Source organism: Streptococcus zalophi (assembly GCF_016481285.1).
In the GTDB taxonomy this organism is placed as follows: Bacteria; Bacillota; Bacilli; order Lactobacillales; family Streptococcaceae; genus Streptococcus; species Streptococcus zalophi.
In genome coordinates this window covers 34640-57589 of record NZ_JAENBP010000006.1, presented here as the reverse complement: position 1 = coordinate 57589, position 22950 = coordinate 34640, and the positions used below count along the sequence as shown (strand labels likewise).

Annotated in this window: 22 protein-coding genes and 1 pseudogene; 7 read left to right on the top strand and 16 right to left on the bottom strand. The window is 34.5% G+C overall.

Annotation, left to right across the window (positions count from 1 at the left end; translation table 11 throughout):
• Positions 1-65: 65 nt before the first annotated feature.
• The gene (locus JHK64_RS05580) at positions 66-1553 is read right to left on the bottom strand and encodes a flavocytochrome c (RefSeq protein ID WP_199568017.1); all 1488 of its coding nucleotides are present in this window, start codon (positions 1551-1553) and stop codon (positions 66-68) included.
• A 271-nt stretch (positions 1554-1824) separates the two neighbouring features.
• Here JHK64_RS05580 and JHK64_RS05575 point away from each other — a divergent pair, with 271 nt between their 5' ends.
• Entirely contained in the window at positions 1825-2025 is a 201-nt protein-coding gene (locus JHK64_RS05575) for a hypothetical protein (protein WP_199568016.1), read from the top strand.
• 145 nt (positions 2026-2170) lie between these two features.
• Here the strand turns inward: JHK64_RS05575 and rpsD are convergent, their stop codons facing one another.
• From rpsD to mnmA, 7 genes and pseudogenes are all read right to left on the bottom strand, one after another.
• Entirely contained in the window at positions 2171-2782 is a 612-nt protein-coding gene (gene rpsD / locus JHK64_RS05570; RefSeq protein WP_018370470.1) for a 30S ribosomal protein S4, read from the bottom strand.
• Positions 2783-3068: 286 nt separating this feature from the next.
• Positions 3069-3347: pseudogene (locus JHK64_RS05565) on the bottom strand (Veg family protein); the annotation flags it as partial.
• Positions 3348-3358: 11 nt separating this feature from the next.
• Positions 3359-4723: a replicative DNA helicase gene (gene dnaB, locus JHK64_RS05560; protein WP_199568014.1), complete on the bottom strand. Its 1365-nt coding sequence runs from the start codon at positions 4721-4723 to the stop codon at positions 3359-3361.
• 39 nt (positions 4724-4762) lie between these two features.
• On the bottom strand, positions 4763-5215 hold the full coding sequence (gene rplI, locus JHK64_RS05555; RefSeq protein WP_199568013.1) for a 50S ribosomal protein L9: 453 nt from the start codon (positions 5213-5215) through the stop codon (positions 4763-4765).
• A gap of 1 nt (position 5216) precedes the next feature.
• Entirely contained in the window at positions 5217-7190 is a 1974-nt protein-coding gene (locus JHK64_RS05550; protein ID WP_199568012.1) for a GGDEF domain-containing protein, read from the bottom strand.
• A gap of 81 nt (positions 7191-7271) precedes the next feature.
• Positions 7272-9167: a tRNA uridine-5-carboxymethylaminomethyl(34) synthesis enzyme MnmG gene (mnmG, locus tag JHK64_RS05545; protein ID WP_199568011.1), complete on the bottom strand. Its 1896-nt coding sequence runs from the start codon at positions 9165-9167 to the stop codon at positions 7272-7274.
• A 189-nt stretch (positions 9168-9356) separates the two neighbouring features.
• Entirely contained in the window at positions 9357-10478 is a 1122-nt protein-coding gene (gene mnmA / locus JHK64_RS05540) for a tRNA 2-thiouridine(34) synthase MnmA (protein ID WP_199568010.1), read from the bottom strand.
• Between the two features lie 237 nt (positions 10479-10715).
• Between mnmA and sdaAB the strand changes: the two genes are divergently transcribed.
• The 4 genes from sdaAB to JHK64_RS05520 are packed head-to-tail and all read left to right on the top strand — an operon-like array spanning position 10716 to position 13493.
• Complete coding sequence (gene sdaAB / locus JHK64_RS05535; protein WP_199568009.1) at positions 10716-11387, top strand: L-serine ammonia-lyase, iron-sulfur-dependent subunit beta; 672 nt, start codon at positions 10716-10718, stop codon at positions 11385-11387.
• A gap of 10 nt (positions 11388-11397) precedes the next feature.
• Positions 11398-12273, top strand: coding sequence for an L-serine ammonia-lyase, iron-sulfur-dependent, subunit alpha (sdaAA, locus tag JHK64_RS05530; RefSeq protein ID WP_199568008.1), 876 nt, complete (start codon positions 11398-11400; stop codon positions 12271-12273).
• A gap of 1 nt (position 12274) precedes the next feature.
• Positions 12275-12880 carry a histidine phosphatase family protein gene (locus JHK64_RS05525; protein ID WP_199568007.1) on the top strand — a complete coding sequence of 202 codons (606 nt, stop codon included), beginning with the start codon at positions 12275-12277 and terminating at the stop codon, positions 12878-12880.
• Positions 12861-13493, top strand: a complete 633-nt coding sequence (locus JHK64_RS05520) for an HAD hydrolase-like protein (protein ID WP_199568006.1) — start codon at positions 12861-12863, stop codon at positions 13491-13493. The genes JHK64_RS05525 and JHK64_RS05520 overlap by 20 nt, the downstream gene beginning before the upstream one ends.
• A 16-nt stretch (positions 13494-13509) precedes the next feature.
• On the opposite strand, the gene JHK64_RS05515 is transcribed toward JHK64_RS05520, so the two are convergent.
• The 8 genes from JHK64_RS05515 to yfmF all read right to left on the bottom strand — a co-directional run bounded on the left by JHK64_RS05515 (position 13510) and on the right by yfmF (position 21263).
• Positions 13510-14145, bottom strand: coding sequence for a transglycosylase family protein (locus JHK64_RS05515; protein WP_199568005.1), 636 nt, complete (start codon positions 14143-14145; stop codon positions 13510-13512).
• A 292-nt stretch (positions 14146-14437) separates the two neighbouring features.
• Positions 14438-15235 (bottom strand): energy-coupling factor transporter transmembrane component T family protein, encoded by a 798-nt coding sequence (locus JHK64_RS05510; RefSeq protein WP_199568004.1) that lies wholly within the window; start codon positions 15233-15235, stop codon positions 14438-14440.
• Entirely contained in the window at positions 15228-16070 is an 843-nt protein-coding gene (locus JHK64_RS05505; protein WP_199568003.1) for an energy-coupling factor transporter ATPase, read from the bottom strand. The genes JHK64_RS05510 and JHK64_RS05505 overlap by 8 nt, the downstream gene beginning before the upstream one ends.
• Complete coding sequence (locus JHK64_RS05500) at positions 16046-16885, bottom strand: energy-coupling factor ABC transporter ATP-binding protein (protein WP_199568002.1); 840 nt, start codon at positions 16883-16885, stop codon at positions 16046-16048. The genes JHK64_RS05505 and JHK64_RS05500 overlap by 25 nt, the downstream gene beginning before the upstream one ends.
• Positions 16886-16887: 2 nt before the next feature.
• On the bottom strand, positions 16888-17430 hold the full coding sequence (pgsA, locus tag JHK64_RS05495) for a CDP-diacylglycerol--glycerol-3-phosphate 3-phosphatidyltransferase (protein ID WP_199568001.1): 543 nt from the start codon (positions 17428-17430) through the stop codon (positions 16888-16890).
• Between the two features lie 9 nt (positions 17431-17439).
• The gene (locus tag JHK64_RS05490) at positions 17440-18681 is read right to left on the bottom strand and encodes a helix-turn-helix domain-containing protein (protein WP_199568000.1); all 1242 of its coding nucleotides are present in this window, start codon (positions 18679-18681) and stop codon (positions 17440-17442) included.
• A gap of 60 nt (positions 18682-18741) precedes the next feature.
• A complete protein-coding gene (gene yfmH, locus JHK64_RS05485; protein ID WP_199567999.1) occupies positions 18742-20016 on the bottom strand; it encodes an EF-P 5-aminopentanol modification-associated protein YfmH in 1275 nt (424 codons plus the stop codon).
• Positions 20013-21263 carry an EF-P 5-aminopentanol modification-associated protein YfmF gene (gene yfmF / locus JHK64_RS05480; protein WP_246450906.1) on the bottom strand — a complete coding sequence of 417 codons (1251 nt, stop codon included), beginning with the start codon at positions 21261-21263 and terminating at the stop codon, positions 20013-20015. The genes yfmH and yfmF overlap by 4 nt, the downstream gene beginning before the upstream one ends.
• Before the next feature lie 239 nt (positions 21264-21502).
• On the opposite strand from yfmF, the gene yaaA reads away from it, so the two are divergent.
• Both yaaA and recF read left to right on the top strand, forming a co-directional pair.
• On the top strand, positions 21503-21841 hold the full coding sequence (gene yaaA, locus JHK64_RS05475; RefSeq protein WP_199567997.1) for a S4 domain-containing protein YaaA: 339 nt from the start codon (positions 21503-21505) through the stop codon (positions 21839-21841).
• Positions 21842-21843: 2 nt separating this feature from the next.
• Positions 21844-22947, top strand: coding sequence for a DNA replication/repair protein RecF (gene recF, locus JHK64_RS05470; RefSeq protein WP_199567996.1), 1104 nt, complete (start codon positions 21844-21846; stop codon positions 22945-22947).
• Positions 22948-22950: the final 3 nt, after the last annotated feature.

Sequence of the window (22950 nt, the reverse complement as noted above, 5' to 3'; positions counted from 1 at the left end):
CATTATTATAGCAAATTTTTTGCGGAAAAAAAGAGCTCTTAGATTACTAAGAACTCTCGATGTGATTATTTGACAAATTGTGCTGATTGTTGCCCTGCTTGACGACCAAAAATGATGATGTCTGCAACCGCGTTACCACCAATACGGTTTTGCCCATGAATACCACCAGTAACTTCGCCAGCCGCGTAAAGACCTGGGATAGGTTTTCCATCTTTATTTAGAACTTGAGCTTCGGTATTGATTTTTAGACCACCCATTGTGTGATGGATTCCTGGTGCAATTTTAATCGCATAAAATGGTCCAGTGCTTAAGTCATTTTCCATTCCAGTGGTACGACCAAAATCAGTGTCTGAAGCATCTGCCACCGCTTGATTCCATTTTTCTAAGGTGTTTTTCAATGTTTCTGGCTCTGTACCAATTTCTTTAGCTAATCCTTCTATGCTATCTGATTTAGCTACTAAGCCTTTTTCATCATACTTATCAATAGCAGGAACACGTCCTTTAAGGGCATCATCAAAGATGACAAACGCATGGTTTGGCTCTAATTGATTAATGGCTGCTGAAACCTTGTCTCTTGTTTCTAACTCATTGATGAAACGATTTCCTTTGCTATCAACCAAGATTGCCCCTTCACCACGAACAGCTTCTGTTATCAAGTAAGATGATTCTTGTTCAACTGTTGGGTGAATTTGAATTTGATCCATATCAACAGTTTGTGCTCCTTCATCTTCAGCAAGGGCAATTCCATCTCCTGTTGAGCCTTTTTGGTTGGTTGTCACATAGCCTTTCAATTCTGGTTTAAACTTCGTTACCATGTCCATATTAGCACCAAAACCACCTGTTGCTAACACGACAGCTTTAGATGAAATAGTCATTTCTTTACCATTAACTTTGACAGTAACACCCGCAACTTGTCCATCTTTTTCAATAATATCTGTTACTTCTGCGTTGACAAAGACAGGAATATCACGTTCCATAATATTATCATATAACCCATCAACTAAGTAACCACCAACAGCAGAACCATCTGAAGGACGGTGAGTACGAGTCACACTCATTCCCCCTGTTGTAGTGATGTTGTCAAGTGTAATACCCATGCTGTCAAGCCAATCAATAGCAGACGCTGAATTATCTACCAGATAGTGAAGAAGCGCTTCATCGTTAGTGCCTTTACCACCATTAAGTGTTTCTTCAAAGAATTTCTCATTGGAATCTTCAATCCCTTGTTCTTTTTGGAATTTAGTCTCTGAAGCATTCATTCCTGCAGAAGATTTAGCAGTGTTACCACCGATATATGGCATTTTTTCCAAAATAACCACATTGGCACCAGCATCTTTTGCAGCAATAGCAGCAGACATCCCCGCACCACCAGAACCGACAATAATAACATCATAGCTCTCTTCTAATTTTGAAGGATCGGTGTATGTTTTTTCTGTCGCACTAGAAACAACTTCTTCTGTTGTTGTTTCTTTTGGTTCACTCGTTTTTCCACATGCTACTAATAAGAAAAGGACTAACAAAGCAGCTAAGGAAGCAAAAATTTTCTTTTTCATTAGATTCTCCTTTTTAATTTAATATTTTCCAACCATAAATATTGTACATTTTTTCACAATAAAAAGCAATTAACTTGTAAGAATTATCTGATGTAAATTTTATTTGCTATCTTTACAGACCTGTCAACCTTTTGTCTGCTATTTTTATTAGTGAGTCCATTCAATATAATCAGTCATTATTTATCTGATGTTATCTATCAGAAAAAGCTAAATTATGATAAAATATTATTGTAAAATAACGCAATTAACAACTGATGGATAAGGAGCTAATATGACCAAAGAAGAAGTCATTCAACGTTTAAGAAAAGAATTAGGATTGCCTCGCTTCAACGCTTTTTTTGAAGACAAAAACTACAGTGAAGAGGATTACCAAGAACTCAAAAAAGACTTGGAAGACTATTACCGTGACTATGTAGATAACATAGAAGCTGATTTTCAAGGTGGGTTAAAAACAAATGACGGTAGAAAATAAACTTGTTTTAAGAATAAACGTTAGTTACTTGACTAGCGTTTTTTATTAATGCTTATAACTACTTAATAAACAAAAAAAACACTCTAGGAAAACTCCTAAAGTGCTTGGTATCAAGGCTTTTAAGCCTATCACCTGTAATAATATATTACAATTGTTTGTTGTAGTATTCAACGATAAGTGCTTCGTTAATTTCTGGGTTAATTTCATCGCGTTCTGGAAGGCGAGCTAATGACCCTTCTAATTTTTCTGCATCAAATGATACAAATGCTGGACGTCCAAGAGTTGCTTCAACAGCTTCAAGAATTGCTGGAACTTTTTGTGATTTTTCACGAACTGAAATCACTTGTCCAACTTCTACGCTGTAACTTGGAATATCAACACGTTTACCATCAACAAGAATATGACCATGGTTAACAAATTGACGTGCTTGACGACGAGTTGTTGCTAAACCAAGACGGTAAACAACATTATCCAAACGACGTTCTAAAAGAAGCATAAAGTTAAAACCTGAAGTTCCGTCAGCAATTTTTGTTGCTTTCACAAAGAGTGTACGGAATTGTCTTTCACCTAAGCCATAAGTAAAACGAAGTTTTTGTTTTTCTGCCAATTGCAAACCGTATTCAGATAATTTGCTACGGTTGTTTGGTCCATGTTGACCTGGTACATAATTACGGCGAGCAAGCTCTTTACCTGTACCTGTAAGTGATAATCCTAAACGACGCGCTTGTTTCCAAGATGGTCCTGTATAACGTGACATATAAATGTCCTCCTCTATTTATTTAAAATATGAGGAAATAGATGCTTGAAAAATCCTGATTCGTGCAGATGGTTTTCGCCTAAACAGCAAAGGTTACTTTTTAGCTAACCACCTGTTGACGAGCTTCATATTTTTCTGCTGCTATTTCACACAAAGGATAGTATATCATAAAAGCCTAGAGTTGTAAACCCTAAGCTTGCTGAAAATATCTTTATTCTTGAGTTTCTAACGACATTTCTTGGGAGTCTTGCTCGCTATTTTCTTCTTTCTCATCAGAAGTGTTTTCATTGTCGTCATCAAGGTAACGAATAAGTGTTTTTTCTGTTAAAATATCTGAATAAGTGTAGGATTCAACATAAGAGTTCTCCAAAGAGCCATCATCTTGAGGGCGATCATTATATTCAACGATAAATAAAGAAGAATACACTTCAATTAAACGTCCTTGCTTATTTTTTTCTCTTTTACGACCATTTTCTAGGGTTAATTCAACCATTTTCCCTTCATGGGCCTTAATATCTTCTTTGATTTTTTTCATTTTTGCAACATCAGTAAATGCATCACTCATTTAGCCTTCTCCTATCTTTCATCAAACTGGGCTATACTTGAAAACTTATTGTATTCTTTTTGGAACATTAATTTAACTGTACCACGCGCACCACTACGGTTTTTTTCAAGAATAACTTCAACAGTATTATCAACAAGTTTATCGTCTTCATCTTCTTTATTATCACGATTATAATAATCATCACGATATAAAAACGCAACAATATCAGCATCTTGTTCAATAGATCCTGATTCTCTAATATCAGACAAAACGGGACGCTTGTCTTGACGTTGTTCAACACCACGAGAAAGCTGACTCAAGGCTAATACTGGCACCCTTAACTCTTTTGCTAAAATCTTAAGCTGACGAGAAATTTCAGAAACTTCTTGTTGGCGATTTTCTGATTTGGAACCAGAAATCAATTGTAGATAGTCTATGACGATAAGTCCTAGATTGTCATCAACTTCCTTGGCTAACTTTCTTGAACGGGCACGAATCTCAGACATTTTAATGCCTGGTGTGTCATCAATATAAATTGGTGCTTCTGCAAGATTGCCTTGCGCAAGGGTTAAACTTTGCCACTCCTGATCAGATAACTGACCTGTTCTTAAATTATGGGAATCAACCATTCCTTCAGAAGCAAGCATTCTGTCAACCAAACTTTCAGCACCCATTTCTAGTGAAAATACGGCAACTGCTTTTTTCTGCTTGGTACCAATATTTTGTGCAATATTTAGGGCAAAAGCTGTTTTCCCCACACCTGGACGAGCAGCTAAAATAATCAATTGATCTGGGTGAAGACCGGTTGTCATTTTATCAAGATAGGTAAAGCCAGTCGCAAGACCCGTCACGTCTGTTTTGCGTTGGGAACGACTTTCTAAGTTTTCATAGTTAATCTTTAAGACATCAGATATTTTCCGAAAACCATTATGATTATTATGCTCATTAACAGCAATTAGGTCTTGTTCAGCTTTTGCAATCAAATCTTGAGAAGGAAAAGAGCCATCGTATGCTTTATTAACCGTATCTGTTAATCGATTGATAATATTTCTTAACAGTGATTTTTCAGAAACAATTTTAGCATAATACTCAGCATTGGCACTCGTTGGAACACTGTTAACAAGTTCAACTAGGTAGGAAATACCACCAATATTTTGTAAATCTCCTTGACTGTCCAAAATATTTCTAACCGTTGTGGCGTCAATAGCATCATTTTTATCACTGAGTGCAATCATCGCTTTGAAAATAATACGATGAGAATATTTGTAAAAATCTTCTGGTTCAATGTATTCACTGACAACAATTAATTTATCCGGTGATAGGAATATTGAACCTAGGACAGATTGTTCGGCAACTACATCTTGTGGCTGAATTCTCAATTCTTGAGCATCTGTCAAAATACGGTACCTCCTAGTTTACAATAATGTCAATATCATTTACAGTTCTTTAACATGTAATTTTATTTGACCCATTACTTCTTTGTGCAGTTTCACTGGTACTTCAATCAGACCAATAGCTCTAATCGGATGGTCTAGTTGAATATGACGCTTGTCAACTTTTAGACCAAACTGTGCTTCTAATTCTTCTGCTATTTTTTTAGTCGTGATAGAACCAAATGTTCTACCGTCTGGTCCAACATGTTCACCGAAGACAACTAATGTTGCTTCTTTATCAAGATCTTTTTTAAGTTGTTGGGCTGCCTCAAGAATTTCTGCTTGGTGTTTGGCTTCTGATTTTTGTTTTCCTTTTAATTCACTAATAGCTTTTGCTGTTGCTTCTTTTGCTAGGTTCTTTTTAATTAAAAAGTTTTGGGCATAGCCCGTTGGAACCTCTTTAATTTCGCCTTTTTTCCCTTTACCTTTGACATCTTCTAAAAATATAACCTTCATTTTAGTACTCCTCTTGACGACTTCTTTCTTTTTGTATTTTTTCAATCAGCATGTGGTAAACTTCTTTAATAGAATATTCTGGTTTTTGGCAAGCAGCAACATTAAAGTGTCCTCCCCCACCCATTTCTTCCATAATTTTTTGAACGTTTAATTTATTACGACTTCTCGCTGAAATTGCAGTCTGACCTTTAAGATTTTTAAATATCACAAAAGTAGCCTCAATACCTGCCATGGCAAGCATTGTATCAGCAGATTTACTAGCAATCACATTCGAATAACATTTATCTTCATCACCACAAGAAATGATGATATCACGCTTAAAGAGGTCACCTTTTAAAATCAATTCATTGATTTGTCGATACTCTTCAAATTCAGTTGCTGCAATAGTTTGAATTTCAAAACTATCACTCCCTAAAGTGACAAGATAGCTTGCCACATCGAAGGTTCTACTGGTCACTCTATTTGAAAAGTTTTTGGTATCTTGCATGATACCAGCCATTAAAACACTAGCTTGCACTTTGTTCAATTGTTTATTTCGAGCATTTTGAAATTGGATGAGTTCTGTTACCAACTCACAAGCACTGCTGGCACCACTTTCAATGAATGATAAAACAGCATTTTCAGGGAAGTCTTCATTTCGACGATGATGGTCGACAACAATGACCTCAGAAAACTTATCATATAACTCTTTTGAGAGTGTCAAGTTGGTCTTAGAATGATCTACCATGATTAAAATGGAATTCTTAGTGACAAGTTTTTCGGCTTGTTCCAACGTAATTAATGGAAGCATGCTATCTTGTTGTAAACTTGTTACAGCTCTTTTGATATCAGGATTCATGTTTTTATCATCATAGACAGCAAAAGCATCATCAATGATATTACTTGCAAAAAATTGCATACCAATTGAAGCTCCTAAGGCATCCATATCAAGGTTGCGATGGCCCACAACAAAAACAGAATCTGCTGTTTTAATCTTATCGGAGATGGCTGTCATCATGGCCCTTGTACGAGTTCTTGTTCTCTTAACAGTTGAAACACTACCCCCACCAAAGTATTGGAATTCTTTGTGTTCACCATTTTCTCTAATAACAACCTGATCACCGCCTCTAACGAGAGCCATGTTCAAGTTTTTTTGGGCAACATTCCCAATATCATAATAATTTTGGTCGCCATAAGAAATACCCATACTGATGGTTAAGGATAGCTCTTTTTCTTTGGCTACTTCTTTAAATTTTCTAAGAATATCAAATTGAGACTCTATTAGCTTTGATAAAACATTATAATCAGTAAAGAAATAGAAACGGTCCATATCAAAACGACGATAAAAAATGTGTCTTGATTCTGCAAACTCAGTAATAAAATTAGCAATGAAAGTATTAACTTGAGAAACCTCAGCATCTTGCAAACTATCAGTTATGTCATCATAGTTGTCAATTGAAATAATTCCAATAACGGGACTTGTTGAAGGCATAACATTATTATGATAAACAGAAGAGACATTGTCAAAAAAGTAAAAAACACCCTCGTCTAAGTCAACATTAAAGAAATATCTCTTTTCATCAATCATAATGGATTGATCAATTGAGCCATTTTCTTTCTCTTTTATCGCATTTTTGATAATCTTATCATCAAATTTCCCAGACGCATCAGTAAAAACTAACTCAGCATAAGGATTATACCAATCAACAGTATAACTAGATTGATTGAATTTTACGACACCAACAGGCATTTGGTCTAATAAATTTTTAAGACTAACTTCTGTCTGTTTGTTTAAAAGACCAATCTGCTCTGTTTCGGACAATTCATAGGTTGTTTTTTGATAGATAAAGATAGCCACTACAAATGACATGATTAAGAAAAGTGCCAAAAAAAGCATGACTTTTGATGTTAGAAAACTAATAGAAATAGCAACTAAAACTAGTAAAAGTAAGCCAATAATGACAAAGTGAGTATTGGTTAATCGAAATCTTTTCATATTATAAACCTCTTAATACATCATTATAGCATAAAAACACTTTAAAACATAGACATAGCCTAGTTAATTCCACGCATATTCCTATTTCCTTGTAGATCTATTTTTTCCTTCTAAATAAACCATTAAAATACTAATATCAGAAGGATTGACACCTGAAATTCTACTTGCTTGTCCAAGTGTTTCAGGATTAATCTTCTTGAATTTTTGACGAGCTTCAGTTGCAATGGAATCAAGGACATCCCAGTCCATATTTTTAGGAATTCGTTTTTCTTCCATTCGTTTCATCTTGTCAACCTGATCTAAAGCCTTTTTGATATAGCCTTCGTATTTAATTTCAGTTTCTATAAACTCAATCTGCTTGTCATCAAGATCAACATCGCCTGAACCAATAAATTGGGTAATAACGTCATAATTAACTTCAGGACGTCGCATAAACTCTTTGGCTGTCAAGGCATCTGTCAACGGCTTAAATCCTAAAGCAACAATTTTTTCATTGGTTTCTGAAACAGGTTTTAATTTAACACTGTCAAGCCTTGTCAACTCTTTGTCAATGTTATTTTTCTTATTTGAAAATTCTTTATAACGTTCATCATCCACTAATCCAATAGAGCGTCCTAGCTCAGTCAGTCTCATATCAGCATTGTCATGGCGCAAAATCAAACGATATTCTGCGCGACTGGTTAGAAGACGATAGGGTTCTACGGTTCCTTTCGTTACAAGGTCATCAATCATAACACCAATATAACCATCACTACGCTTCAAGATAAATTCAGGTTTATTTTGCACTTTCAAAGCAGCATTGATTCCTGCGATAATCCCTTGTCCTGCTGCTTCTTCATAACCACTTGTCCCATTTGTTTGACCCGCTGTAAATAAGCCTGAAATTTTCTTTGTTTCAAGTGTCGCACGCAATTGATGAGGTAAAACAATATCATACTCAATCGCATAACCTGTTCTCATTAATTCAGCATTTTCAAGTCCTGAAATAGAATGAAGCAACTCTTTTTGCACATCTTCAGGTAAACTAGTTGACAGTCCTTGAACATAAACTTCTTCAGTGTCTCTACCTTCTGGCTCTAGAAAGAGTTGATGACGGTCCTTATCTGAAAAACGAACAATTTTATCTTCAATAGATGGACAATATCTTGGTCCAACACCTTTAACCATACCGGAAAATAGAGGTGCACGATGAAGATTACTATTAATAATTTCATGACTCTCTTCATTAGTATAGGTTAACCAACAAGGTATTTGGTCTTTAAGATAGTCTTCGTCCCTAGAAAGAAATGAAAAATGATTTGGTTTGTCATCTCCCGGTTGTATTTCTGTCTTATCATAGTTAATAGAGTTCGCTTTTACTCTAGGAGGGGTCCCTGTTTTAAATCGGTCAATTTCTAACCCGAGTTCACGTAAGTTGTCAGCCAATTTAACTGAAGCAAGACTATTATTTGGACCAGAAGAATATTTAAGGTCACCAATAATAATTTCTCCTCTAAGAGCTGTTCCTGTTGTGACAATCACAGCCTTAGCCGCATAGGCCTGTTTAGTAGCTGTTTTAACACCAACAACTTTATCTTCTTCTACCAATATCTCATCAATCACTGTTTGGCGAAGAACTAAATTCTCTTGCTTTTCAACGGTTTGTCTCATATTTTTAGAGTAAAGAGCTTTGTCAGCCTGGGCTCTCAGGGCTCTAACCGCCGGTCCTTTCCCAGTGTTTAACATTTTCATCTGAATATAGCTCTTATCAATATTCTTAGCCATCTCACCGCCAAGAGCATCAATTTCTCTTACAACAATCCCTTTGGCAGAACCACCAATAGAAGGATTACAAGGCATAAACGCTAACATATCAATACTTATCGTTGCTAATAAGGTTTTACAACCCATTCTACTGGTAGCAAGAGCTGCCTCAACACCAGCGTGTCCTGCTCCTATTACTATAATGTCATATTCTTCTACAAAATGATGTGTCATATTATCCTCTCAAAATAAAAAAATGATCAAAGCTTTGAAAGTGTAAGCAAAAAGGCTTACAACATCCATGAGCTTTGACCATCATAGTTATTGTTACTGTTATTCTATCAAAATCTTAAAAATTGTCAACAAGAGCTATCATATATTCCTTTACACTACAAACAATATAGTTGACACAATTGTCAATTTTTAAATATATTGACAAACTTCACCGTTCTTATAAGCTTTATCAATAATTCCACCACCAAGGCATTCATCGCCATCATAGAAAACAACTGCTTGACCGGGTGTAATAGCTCTTTGTGGTGATTCAAAAACAACTTCTGCTTTATCACCCTTAACATGGACAGTCACCTTAGAATCAGGTTGACGATAGCGAAACTTGGCTGTACACTCTAGTGTAAACTCATAAGGCATTTCTTTTGTAAAGTGAACACTACTTGCGTCAAGACTAGTTGACATTAGAGAGTCGTGGTAAAATCCTTGTCCAACATATAAAATGTTTTTTGAAATATCTTTACCAACAACAAACCAAGGTTTATTGTCACCACCGTGTTGTCCACCAATACCTAGACCACCTCTTTGACCTATTGTATAGTACATTAAGCCAGCATGTTCGCCCATATCACGACCATCAACTGTCATCATTCTACCTTTTTTAGCAGGTAAATATTGGCTTAAAAATGATTTAAAGTTCTTTTCACCAATAAAACAAATACCCGTTGAATCTTTCTTTTTAGCTGTAGCAAGATGTGCTTTTTCAGCTAATTCTCGGACTTGTTTTTTCTCAAGGTGACCTAGAGGAAACATTGTTTTTTGTAATTGTTCTTGTGATAATTGGCTAAGGAAATAAGTTTGATCCTTACCATTATCAACACCTCTCAACATATGAACAAAGCCATCTTCGTCTCTAGCAACTTGTGCATAGTGGCCTGTGGCCACATAATCTGCACCCAAGTCCATAGCATAATCAAGAAACGCTTTAAATTTGATTTCTTTATTACACATGACATCCGGATTTGGTGTTCTACCAGCCCTATATTCGGCCAAAAAATATTCAAACACACGATCCCAATACTCTTTTTCAAAATTCACCGAGTAATAAGGAATCCCGATTTGATCTGCAACAGCAGCAACATCTTTATAGTCTTCTGTCGCTGTACAGACACCAAATTCATCCGTGTCATCCCAGTTTTTCATGAAGACGCCAACAACATCATACCCTTGCTCTTTTAATAATAGAGCAGTGACTGATGAATCAACACCTCCACTCATACCGACAACGACACGAGTTTTAGAGTTATCTACCATCTTTTCTCCCATCTTTTCCTAGAAATACGGATTTGAAGGTCCATTTTCTGTAATATTTAAAAAACGATTTGAAGGTCGATTTTAAACCCTGTTAAACAGGTAAACATTATTATAGCACTATTTAGAGAGAAGTCAAAATCTTACTTTTTGTCTTGTTAAACTGACTTTTTAAAAATAAACACTATAAATGTCTTATCTTTGGTATAATAAAATGTAGCTCATTTTAGAGGAGAAAATATGAAAACATTAAAATTTCAATCTGTTTTTGATATTATTGGTCCTGTTATGATTGGTCCTTCAAGTAGTCACACTGCTGGAGCAGTTAGAATTGGCCGTGTCGTTGGTTCCATTTTTGGTGAAGAACCGTCAGAAATTACCTTCCATCTCTACCATTCTTTTGCTAAAACCTACAAGGGCCATGGCACCGATTTAGCTTTGGTTGCTGGTATTCTAGGAATGGATACTGATAATCCAGATATTAAAAATTCCCTCGAAATAGCCCATCAAAAAGGGATTAAAATCTATTGGAATGTTTTGAAAGATAGCAACGCCCCTCACCCAAACACCGTTAAAATCATTGTTAAGAAAGATGCAAAAGAAATGAGTATAACAGGTGTTTCTATCGGTGGCGGAAACATTGAAGTGACTGAATTGAATGGCTTTTCTGTTTCTTTAACCATGAACACACCAACACTAATTATTGTCCACAAAGATGTTCCAGGTATGATAGCTCGAGTCACAGATATTCTATCAAGTTTTGATATTAATATTGCCCAAATGAATGTGACCAGGGAAAGAGCTGGAGCAAAGGCCATTATGATTATTGAAATTGATTCTAGAGACTGTCAAGATGCTGTCAAGGTTATTGAAGAGGTTTCTCACATCTACAATGTTAATTATTTTGGCTAGGAGGTTTTGAATGTTTTATAGTATTGCTGAACTTGTTGAACAAGCAACAGAACAATATCATGGTAGTATCGCCGAACTAATGATAGCAACAGAAGAAGAACTCACTGGCAGAAGCCGTGAGGAAATTCTTTCTATTATGACCAAAAATCTTGACGTTATGAAATCTTCTGTCAATGACGGCTTAAATGATAGTAAGTCAATTAGTGGTTTAACAGGAGGAGATGCTTTAAAATTAGATAATTATCTCAAAAAAGGAAAGACTCTCTCTGGCCATTTTGTTTTATCCGCTGCTAGAAATGCCATTGCTGTAAATGAACAAAACGCGAAAATGGGACTTGTTTGTGCCACTCCAACAGCAGGCAGTGCAGGCTGTTTACCCGCTGTTTTAACCACTGCCATTGACAAATTAAAACTAGGGGAAAAAGAACAATTAGATTTTCTCTTTACAGCAGGTGCAATAGGTCTTGTCATTGCTAACAATGCTTCAATTTCTGGAGCAGAAGGAGGTTGTCAAGCAGAGGTCGGATCTGCGTCAGCAATGGGGGCTGCTGCATTAGTCATGGCGGCAGGAGGAACACCTTTACAAGCTAGTCAAGCAACAGCTTTTGTTATTAAAAATTTATTGGGTTTAATTTGTGACCCCGTTGCTGGACTAGTAGAGGTTCCTTGCGTCAAACGAAATGCCATGGGAGCTACATTGGCTCTCGTTTGTGCTGATATGGCTCTTGCTGGTATTACCTCAAAAATTCCTGTTGATGAAGTCATTGATGCCATGTATCAAGTTGGATCTAGTCTGCCTGTAGCGCATAGAGAAACAGCAGAAGGAGGGTTAGCTATAACCCCTACAGGTCGTCGTTACGCTCAAGAAATTTTTGGGGATTTTTAACATGAATGAACAACTGACTACTATTTACTTTATTAGACATGGCCAACCTAATTTTGACAATCATGATGATAGTCTACGCAAACTGACAAGAAAAGGTTTACAAGACAGTAAACTTGTTACAATGTTTTTAAAAGACAAGGCGATTCATAGTATCTATTCAAGTCCGTATAAACGTGCCATAGAAACCATTGAAAACTTTGCTAATCAACAACAAATGACCATCACCACAGAAACACTTTTTCGCGAAAGGAAAATTGACGATGTCTGGATTGAAAATTTCAATCAATTCAGTAAAAGACAGTGGCAGGATTTCAATTATAAGCTTCATAACGGAGAATCTTTAAACGACGTATCAAGACGAATGCTTATTGGTCTTGATAAAATTTTAAAAAATGAAAAAGGAAACACTATCGTTATTGCTTCCCATGGAACAGCTATTTCAAGCCTTATCCATCATTTTTCAAAAGACTTTACTTATCATAGCTTTGAACAGATTAAATCTTTAATGCCTTTTGTCGCTGAATTTATTTTCAAGGACAAAACATGTTTGTCAATTAAAGTTTACAACTTATTTACAGGAGAAATTTATGACTACCCTATTATTTGATTTAGATGGCACACTTGTCAATTCAAGTAAAGGAATTATCAATGCTTTTCAATACACGATTAAAACTCTTGATTTGCCCACACACTCAAATGAACAACTTTTAGATTTTATAGGACCACCTCTTGAAGAAACTTTTAGAAAATTTTACACCACTAGTCAAGATATTGACATTGCTGTCAAGACCTTTCGAGAGTACTACAATGAAAAAGGTGTTTATGAGGCAGAACTTTACAGTGGCATTTTGACAGTATTAAATGATTTAAAAAAATCTACTTACCCAATCTATGTTACAACCAGTAAAAATCAACCCATGGCCTGTCTTATGCTGGAAAATCTTAAGATTAAAGATTACTTTAATGGTATTTATGGTGCTTTGCCAGATCGTTATCATAAAGCTGATGTTATAGATTTTGCGATTAAATCACATAGCCTTGACAAGAAACAAACAATCATTGTTGGTGATACTAAATATGATATGATAGGTGGTAAAGAAACAGGTATAAAAACGATTGGTGTTACATGGGGATATGGTAAAAAAACAGAACTTATTGCTAGTGGAGCAGATATTATTTGTCATCATCCTAAAGACATAAAAAAACACTTGAAAATTTAATTTCAAGTGTTTTTTCTTATTGCATACCCCAAGCTGATAAGCCTTGAGTGTTATATACTTTTATTGCTGTTTCAATTTGTTGATCAACAGTAGCAGTAGAACCCCATCCTGGCATCGTTTGGAATAAACCTGATGCTCCTGATGGATTTGCTGCTGAAGGATTTCCATTTGATTCACGAGCAATAATATATTCCCATGTTTCTTGAGGAACACCCGTTGCTGCTGCCATTTGAGCTGCCGCTTGTGAACCAATTTCTCCAGCTGTATTTCCATTAGGTAATACAACAGGATAAGCTGACGGAGCAGTTTGTTGTACTGGTTGAGTCACAACAGGTTCCTCAACAATTGTTGTTGAAGGTTCAGTAACTAACTGTGTTTCTTCAACCGTAGATTCCTGAGTCGTTGTCTCCTCAGTTGTTTCAACAGTCTTTGTTGTTGTCTTAATTGCTTTTTTGATATTAGCCTTAGAAGTTAAAGTCTGTTTTAATTTTTTCTTTTCGAAATCACTAACAGATAAAAGTTTTTCTTTTTTAACTTCTGTTTTAACCGAATAAGAATCAGTGTTTACAGGTCTACTTGTAAATATAGCTGTCAAGCTAACAACTATAGCAAGCATCACCAATTGTAGCAACTTTCTTCTACGTTTTAACATATTTATCTTACTTCTACTATACACGAAGTTTGTCTCCTTTTTTAGAATACATCTTATCTTACCTTTTTTATGTTACAGTTTGATTAAAAAAAGGTTTCCAAAAAATTATGAATAAAAGTCTAAAGTTTACAGTTTACTTTATTGACAATAACGTTAATTAATCTATTTTTTGTCATTGAAAATAGTTGAAAAATCAGTAATTTTCTATTTTTTTATCCATAATTTATCATATTCTATTTTTAGATAATTGTCAACTATGTCAAATCGTGTCAACAAATTTAATCATTTAATATTAAGTGGATTTTAACAAAAAGAGTGCCAGTGTCAATCCTAGTAAAGCAATCATTAAGAGTGTATCTTTTAACCCCCAGTGTAGAAGACGGTATTTTGTCCTTCCTTCGCCACCTTGATAGCCTCTTGACTCCATAGCGGTCGCTAAAGCGTCTGCTCTTTTTAAACTAGAAGCAAATAATGGGATTAAAATAGGAATAATTGACTTTACTTTTTGAACAATATTGCCTTCTCCAAAATCAACCCCTCTTGCTCTTTGTGCGTTCATAATTCTTGTTGTATCATCCATTAATGTTGGAACAAATCTCAAGCTTAATGAGAGCATCAAACCAATTTCATGAACCGGTACTTTAAAAGGTTTTAAAGGTGTCAATAAAGATTCAACGGCATCTGATAAACTGAGAGGTGTTGTCGTTAGGGTTAATAGGGTAGAGAAAAAAATGATTAGTACAAATCTTACAAAAATCATTGCAGCTTGTCCTAAACTATAGTCTGTGATTTTTAGAAAACCAAACTCAAAAATAATATTACCACCTTGGATGAAAAACATTTGAAAAAAGGTAGTAAACAAGATGAGTCCTATCATTGGTCTCACACCTCTGATAAAAAATCCTATGTTAACTTTTGAAAGTAAAATGGCTACTAATGTAAAGCTAAAAAGAATGACATTGGTAATCACATTATTTGCCCAAAAAATAATCGAGATGAATAGAAACATGGCTAGCAGTTTACTTCTTGGATCCAATTGATGAACAATTGAATTTCCAGGAATGTAGCGTCCTAAAATAAGTTTATCCATTTGTTACTGCCTCCACAAATTCCTCTATCGTGATTGGTAGTTTCTCAAGATTAAGACCTCTTTTCATCAAATTTTGGGCAAATTTGGTGATTTTAGGGACACCTAATTGGATATCTTCTAAAAAATCCACTTGTTGAAAAACATCTGTTGGTTTACCTTTTAAAACAATTTTTCCTTCTTGTAGTACGTAAACATAATCAGCAAAATTAGCAACATCATCCATTAAGTGGGTCACTAAAACAATTGACATACCTGATTCATGTAATTGTTTAAACAAAGTCATTAATTCACGTCGACCCTTTGGATCAAGACCTGCGGTTGGTTCATCTAAAACAAGAACATTAGGTTCCATGGCTAAAATACCTGCAATTGCAACGCGTCTCATTTGTCCACCTGATAGCTCAAAAGGGTTTTTTTCAAATAGGTCTTCAGAAAGGCCAACTAATTCTAGTTTTTCTTTAGCAATCTCTTCAGCTTTTTCTTGTGAAACTCCAAAGTTTTGTGGACCAAAAGCAACATCTTTTAAAACAGTTTCTTCAAACAACTGACTTTCTGGAAATTGAAAGACTAGACCAACTCTTTTTCGAACGGACTTAATATCTTTTGTCTTAGAATCTGGTGATATCGTTGTGTCGTCAACCATAACCACACCTTCTGTTGGAACGTGTAAACCATTCAGTAATTGCATAATGGTTGATTTGCCACTGCCAGTATGACCAATAACAGCTGTAAACTGCTGATTTTCAATGGTTAAATTGATATCAAAAAGAGCCCTTCCTTCAAAAGGGGTTCCTTCTTGATAAGTAAAATTTACATTTTGGAGAGTGATTCCCATAGGTAGTCTTCTAACTCCTTTTCTGTATAATAGGCATCTTGGCACTTGAATCCCTCTATTTTTAGGGCTTTGACAAGAGAAGAAGTGAAGGGAATATCTAATCCAAGTGTTAGTAACTCTTCTCCTCTAGCAAATAATTCTCTTGGTGTTGCTGTTGACTCTATTTGTCCTTGCTTCATCACAAGAACACGGTCACTTAGGGCAACTTCTTCTAAATCATGAGTGATAGAAATAACAGTGACACCATATTGATCTCTGATGTTTTTGATTGTTTTGATTAACTCTAGACGGCCTTTTGGGTCTAACATGCTGGTTGCTTCATCCAAAATAATGATTTCTGGCCTCATGGCAACAGCACCAGCAATGGCTACACGTTGTTTTTGACCACCAGACAATCTGGCTGGTTCTTTAGTTTTAAATTCACTCATGCCGACTAAATGAAGAGCTTCTTCAACACGTTTTGTCATTTCATCATGAGAAACACCCTTGTTTTCAAGTGAAAAAGCAACATCATCTTCCACAGTAGAACCAACAAATTGGTTGTCAGGATTTTGAAAAACCATTCCTATTTTTTGTCTGATATCCCAAATATTGTCCTCCGTTAATTTTTGATTTAACACAAGAATGTCACCGGATTCGGCCTCTAATAAACCATCAATCAATCTCACCATGGTTGATTTCCCACTACCGTTATGACCAATAATAGAAAGCCATTCACCATGTTTCACGTGAAACGATACATTATTTAATGTTAGATTTTCTTGTTCTTTATCATATCTAAATGTCACATTTTTTACTTCAATTATATTAGTCATTATTATTTAAATGTATCCTTAAATAGGAAACTCGCTCCTTTAAAGTAATCATATCCCGAATAGATGGTAAATATGAGAGAAATATATAAGAATATTGTTCCCAAAAACACAAAGTGGCTTAATAAAAAGATAATAGCTAGCATTTGTGTCGCTGTTTTAATTTTTCCTGGAAGAGCAGCAGCTAAAACACTACCACCGTTTTCTATTAACAACAAACGTAAACCCGTGACTGCTAGTTCACGACAGATAATAACAGCAGCTATCCATGCGGGTACTAACTGTAATCCCACCAACATAATAAAGGCACTCATAACCAATATTTTGTCAGCCATAGGATCAGCAAATTTCCCAAAATTTGTCACAACTTTCCACTTCCTTGCCAAATAACCATCAAAATAATCAGTCAAACTAGCTAAAGCAAAGATAATAGCAGCAATTCTATGTGATAAAATACTAGTTGGAAAGCTTGCTAACACTACAAACAAAGGAATTACAAAAATACGTGCTAGCGTTAATAGATTTGGGAGGTTTTCTTTTTTTATCATTTTTTCCTCTTATTCAATCGTAAAAGTAATATAACTTGGACTTCCTTCTAAAAGAGAAGTGTCAAGCTGTTCGCCATTAACAGTGACTGTAACCCCTCGACTAACTCCAAGAGTTAATTCAGCAGAAGTAGCACCCTCTGTTAAAGTTGCGGTATAACTAGTGTTTTGAGCATCAAGCAAAATTCCACCTTCACCTAACGATGAATTAGTGAGAGAAACCCAGCTACTCTCAACACCATCTAAGGAAATAACCACTTCGACAGGTCTTGTCCCATTGGTAACATTAACACTTAACGAGTCTCCTCCACCAGTTACAACTAAGTTGGTTTGAGTAGAGCTATTTGTTGGTTCGTTGCTTGCTTCTGTTGTCGTTGCTTGCTCATTTGTTTCTGTTGTCTCACTAGAACTTGTTTCAGAAACACTGGTTGATGGATTGTTATCAGTGCTTAGAAACGGAATATGTACTTGATTGATGACAAAATAACCAATAAAAACAACAATTCCGATAGCCAAAATGCTTAGTAAAACGATAGGTAAGAAAGAACCAGATTGTTTTTTCGCTTCTCGCTGACTTTTAGAACGATATCTTCTTCTTGATTCTGATGAAATCTTGGTTTTTGCTGTTTCATCGTCCGATGTTTTTGAAAGCACAGGAGGGGCAATCACTGTATCTTGATTGCTTAATGTATCATTTTCAAAAGAATTTTCTTCAATCAAAGGTGTAGAAGGTTCTTCTTCGACAATCAAAGGTGTAACTGTTTCTTCAATAGGATTATTTTCCTCCATGTGATTATTTCTTTGATCGTGATTGTCTTGAACCTGATTATTAAGACTATCTCTAAAAATAGTATATATAGCTTCACTTTCAACAGCAGAAGAGTTATCTTCTTCTGATAAATCGTTACCATTGACATCAGTTGTTTCATCAGGAACACCTGCTACAGGTTCCTCACTTGACAACTCAGTAGTTGTTTGAATCGTTTCTTCTGCAGGTAATTCAGAGATGGTGTCATCAATTTCTTCTTTATTGTAATACTTATTTAATAATGATTTGCCATCCAAATCAACAGCAGTAGCATAACGTGTTAGATACTCTTCTAAGCGATCTGACGGGATTAAACTGAACTGGCTCAATTCCATGATTAATAAATACTGTGCATCAATATCTAAATCTTTAGCAATGTCAACCAATTGCAAACCTTTTTTGACACGAGCCTCTGTTAGAAGGTCACCTATACTTTTTTGCATCATAATTTATTCCAACCTTTCTCTAATACATCTATTATATCAAATTAAAATCAATATTTTTAACTATTTTGGGAATATCATAAATTCTGTTAATTCAGAATGATTTAAAAATTCTTGTCCTGCTTCAATAACCTCATTTAAACCAATTGACATTAAGATATCAGGATAATCAAAATAAAAAGAATCATCAGCTTCAATTAGTTGTTGTGTTAAAACATCTAATGCATCTAAACTTCTAATAAATTCGCCATATCTTTCCTTTTTTAGCCGATCAAGTTGTTGACTTGTAAAATCGGTTTTAGAAGAAACCATTTTTATTTTCTTTTTAATATGACTAGACATCGCTATAGGATGATTTGTATCAAGTGAAATAACAACAAATTGATAACGATTAGATAGTGTGGTCTCAATAGAAAAAGAATCGTCTATCATTCCTTTATCATACCACGTCTGATAGTCTTTAGAAGTCCAACCAAACAGAAGAGAAAAAAACAAATCAATTTTAATTTTTTCTTTCATTGAAAAAATCTTATTGGAAACAGTTCTCCTTATACCAATAGCTAATTTTGAAATAGAAATCGGCATCATGATAGAACTTTTTTTAACCACTGGCTGTAAAGATAGAGGCAATCTGTCAATCGTTTGTTTTTTATCAATCGCCCATTTTTTTTGAGCAGTTGATACACTACTGTAAACCTCATTAATATCAAAATCACCTATGACAACCAACTCTAAATGAGAGGGTTGATAAAAAAAGGAAAAACAATCTTGAAGATGCTTTACAGTAATTTTTTCGATACTGTGGTTTGTTCCAACAATATCTTCAGCTAAGGCTGTCTTGGGATACATATTTTTTAAAACACCTTCGTAAAGACGATTATCAGGATCATCTTGATAAAGAGCTATTTCTTTTTTGATAATCTCTTTTTCTTTTTTAATTGACTCATCTGTAAAGGTATGCTTGCTAACAAGTGTCAACAACAAATCAAGTGAAGCTAAAAGATTGTTGCTGCCTGAAAAATAATAGTGTGTTTTTTCAAAACCAGTAAAGGCATTACTCTCAGAACCTAACTTAGAAAATTGCTGAGCTATATCTTCTTGACTCCCATTATCAAAAAGTTGATGTTCCAAAAAATGAGCTATACCCAGGGGAAAATCTTTTTTCTTGTCATTCACTGTAAAGTGGTTGTCAATAGAACCAAAATGACAAGTCATCATAGCATAAACTTCTTGAAAGTCTTTTTTTGGTATTAAATACAAGCGTAAACCACTTGAAAGTTCTGAGAAGAAAATATCTTCATCAATACTACTATAAGCTATTTTTTTTAAATCACTCATGATGAAGCTCCTCTCATAAAATAAACTGATTTCATTTTTATTGTGCTAGAAACTTCCAGAATGTCTTCTTTACGAATACTGTTAACACTGTCAATAAATGTTGACAGATCTTGGAAAGCTTCTGGTAAAATTTGATTGTAACATTCTTCAATTAACATCTTGGGGTTGTCGGATACAATTTTTCTTTGAGTAATTAAAAATTCCTTAGTTTGATTTAAAAAAGCATGCGAAAATCTACCTAGTTTAATTAAATTTAACTGGCGATTAATCATTGCCATCACTTTATTTCTTTGATGACTATCAATTGCTGCATATATATATAAGGCACCTAAAAAAAGGTCTAACTCACTACCGATACTATAGGCCAACCCCTCTTTTTGTCTAATTTCGGTAAATAATTTTGAATGCGAAAAAGCCCCTAGCATGCTATTTAAAAGAAGTAGTGATGAATTCTCTCTATAGTTTTTTGGTGTTGAAAAAGAATAACCAATTTGTAATATGGACTGGCTAGTATCTCTTTCTTCAATCTTTTCATTGGTAATATTTGAAGCTTTTTGTTGATGGAAAAAAGAGAGATTGTTGTGTCGATTTTTTAAAGGAAATTGATTAAATAAATTAGTTGCTTTAACATCATCAAAGCGACCTAGTAAAAAAATATCAATGTTATCATCACTTAACATCCGTTTAAATTCTTGATAAGTTGTAAAAGCATTTTCTTTTTCTAACATCTCTTTTGAGCCACTTTGAGCTAATTGAAGCTCCTCTTTTTCAAAAAAAAGAGAATCAAGTGCTAATTCGCTGTAATAAAAAGAATCCTCTAAATCAAATTCTAACTGACGAATAGCATTTTGTTTGACGACCTCAAAGGATTTTAACTCAAATTGTTCTACGGTAATCAACGGTTCAAATAGTAATTGCGATAGAAATTGAATAATATCTTCTAAAACAGATTCTTCAGACAGCAAAAAACGGTCTGGTAAAAAAGTAATATCAATATCGATAATATTAACCAGACCTTTCGTCCAAACTGATGTGTTGAGAGTTGCACCGTGCAAATCTGCCAATTTTTCTCTCATCTTTGTGGCATTAGGAAAGTTAGCACTCGCCATCTCAATCATTTTGGCAACTAAAAAACGACTAGCCATATTTTTCTTGTTTAACTGACTTGAAAAACGAAAGGTGAGATGATTGGTTTTAAACTGATTGGTTTTTATAAAATGTAGTGTTACACCATCTGTTATTTTCATGTATTTTCCTTTAAAAGTCATTTATTAACACTCATTATAACACTTTATAACAATATAATCATCCGTAAAATCTCTTATTAAAAATGATTTTAACAAGGGATAATAAAACAAATAAAAATATTTTTTTAAGTTTAAAAGACCTTTACAACTATGTAAACCATTTTTTAATAATTAAAAAATAGAAACAACCGTTTTCAGTCTCTTTTGTGCTATAATATATGAATAGAAAGGTGAAAATCATGGATTACAAATTATTTGATGACTACATTACTTTACAGTCTTTATTAAAAGATCAAGGGATTATTCAAACTGGAGGAGCTGTTAAACAATTTTTAGCTCAGCATACTGTTTTATTAAATGGTACTGAAGAAAATCGCCGCGGTAAAAAATTATATAGAGGAGATGTAATAGAAATCCCTGGCATTAATACCAGTATTTCAATCTCATCACCAAGTGTTGATGAGATGAAAGAGTACCAAAAAGATCTCATTGAAAAAGAACGCCTGGCAAAAAAAATTAAAGAACTTAACAAGGAAAATAAAAAACAGAAAACAGCTATTCGTTTTCCAGGAACCTAACTATGCAACTTGAATCATTGAAACTTCTAAATTTTCGAAATTACACCAATGCTAACCTCGATTTTTCACCTCATCTTAACGTTTTCGTAGGTAAAAACGCACAGGGCAAGACCAATCTCATTGAAGCCATTTATTTTCTCTCATTGACAAGAAGTCATCGTGCTAAATCTGATAAAGAATTAATTGCCTTTTCACAAAATCATTTAAACGTTTCTGGTAATGTCAATCGTCTACAAGGAAAATTAACACTTGATATTAGCTTGTCAGATAAGGGGCGAATCACAAAAGTTAATCATTTAAAGCAATCAAAATTATCTGATTATATTGGTCACCTTCCTGTTGTTTTATTTGCACCTGAGGATTTACAACTGATTAAAGGTTCACCAAGTCTAAGAAGAAAATTCATCGATATCGATCTTGGACAAATTAAACCTCTGTATTTAACAGATTTATCAAATTACAACCATGTTTTAAAACAACGTAATAGTTATCTCAAAACAACGGCTAAAATTGATCCTGTCTTTTTGAGTGTTCTAGACGAACAATTGATAACTTATGGAAGTCAAGTTATCCGTCAACGACTATCATTTATTAAAAAATTGGCAACAAAAGCCAATCAACATCATTTACAGATTTCCAACCAACAAGAACACCTGTCGATGTCTTATCAATCTTCTGTCAAGTTTACAGATGAAAACACTGTTGAAGAAGCCTTTCGTAAACAATTAAAAAAACAGCTTGACAGAGATTTATTTAAAAAGAATACCAGTATAGGCCCGCACAGAGATGATATCTTGTTTTTGATTAATAATATAGAGGCTAACTTTGGCAGTCAAGGCCAACATCGAAGCCTTATATTATCTTTAAAATTGGCAGAAATAGATCTGATTAAAGAAACGATAAATGATTACCCTATTTTACTTTTAGATGATGTTATGAGTGAACTTGACAACCATCGTCAACTTAAATTATTAGAAAACATTCATGAAAGTGTTCAAACATTTATCACGACAACAAGTCTAGATCATCTCCACCAAATTCCTGATGATATCCAACTATTTCTTATCGAAAGTGGTGGGATTAAACAAAAAAAAGCAGTTCATTAATGA

Bases quoted from the DNA above. Each gene is read 5' to 3' on its own strand.
- JHK64_RS05580 (WP_199568017.1), bottom strand. From the start codon at position 1,553: ATGAAAAAGAAAATTTTTGCTTCCTTAGCTGCTTTGTTAGTCCTTTTC.
- mnmA (WP_199568010.1), bottom strand. From the start codon at position 10,478: ATGGTAGATAACTCTAAAACTCGTGTCGTTGTCGGTATGAGTGGAGGT.
- JHK64_RS05505 (WP_199568003.1), bottom strand. From the start codon at position 16,070: ATGGGAATCACTCTCCAAAATGTAAATTTTACTTATCAAGAAGGAACC.
- JHK64_RS05490 (WP_199568000.1), bottom strand. From the start codon at position 18,681: ATGATGCAAAAAAGTATAGGTGACCTTCTAACAGAGGCTCGTGTCAAA.
- yaaA (WP_199567997.1), top strand. From the start codon at position 21,503: ATGGATTACAAATTATTTGATGACTACATTACTTTACAGTCTTTATTA.
- rpsD (WP_018370470.1), bottom strand. From the start codon at position 2,782: ATGTCACGTTATACAGGACCATCTTGGAAACAAGCGCGTCGTTTAGGA.
- recF (WP_199567996.1), top strand. From the start codon at position 21,844: ATGCAACTTGAATCATTGAAACTTCTAAATTTTCGAAATTACACCAAT.
- JHK64_RS05500 (WP_199568002.1), bottom strand. From the start codon at position 16,885: ATGACTAATATAATTGAAGTAAAAAATGTGACATTTAGATATGATAAA.
- rplI (WP_199568013.1), bottom strand. From the start codon at position 5,215: ATGAAGGTTATATTTTTAGAAGATGTCAAAGGTAAAGGGAAAAAAGGC.
- JHK64_RS05575 (WP_199568016.1), top strand. From the start codon at position 1,825: ATGACCAAAGAAGAAGTCATTCAACGTTTAAGAAAAGAATTAGGATTG.
- JHK64_RS05515 (WP_199568005.1), bottom strand. From the start codon at position 14,145: ATGTTAAAACGTAGAAGAAAGTTGCTACAATTGGTGATGCTTGCTATA.
- JHK64_RS05550 (WP_199568012.1), bottom strand. From the start codon at position 7,190: ATGAAAAGATTTCGATTAACCAATACTCACTTTGTCATTATTGGCTTA.
- sdaAB (WP_199568009.1), top strand. From the start codon at position 10,716: ATGAAAACATTAAAATTTCAATCTGTTTTTGATATTATTGGTCCTGTT.
- sdaAA (WP_199568008.1), top strand. From the start codon at position 11,398: ATGTTTTATAGTATTGCTGAACTTGTTGAACAAGCAACAGAACAATAT.
- JHK64_RS05525 (WP_199568007.1), top strand. From the start codon at position 12,275: ATGAATGAACAACTGACTACTATTTACTTTATTAGACATGGCCAACCT.
- yfmH (WP_199567999.1), bottom strand. From the start codon at position 20,016: ATGAGTGATTTAAAAAAAATAGCTTATAGTAGTATTGATGAAGATATT.
- JHK64_RS05520 (WP_199568006.1), top strand. From the start codon at position 12,861: ATGACTACCCTATTATTTGATTTAGATGGCACACTTGTCAATTCAAGT.
- yfmF (WP_246450906.1), bottom strand. From the start codon at position 21,263: ATGAAAATAACAGATGGTGTAACACTACATTTTATAAAAACCAATCAG.
- JHK64_RS05510 (WP_199568004.1), bottom strand. From the start codon at position 15,235: ATGGATAAACTTATTTTAGGACGCTACATTCCTGGAAATTCAATTGTT.
- mnmG (WP_199568011.1), bottom strand. From the start codon at position 9,167: ATGACACATCATTTTGTAGAAGAATATGACATTATAGTAATAGGAGCA.
- pgsA (WP_199568001.1), bottom strand. From the start codon at position 17,430: ATGATAAAAAAAGAAAACCTCCCAAATCTATTAACGCTAGCACGTATT.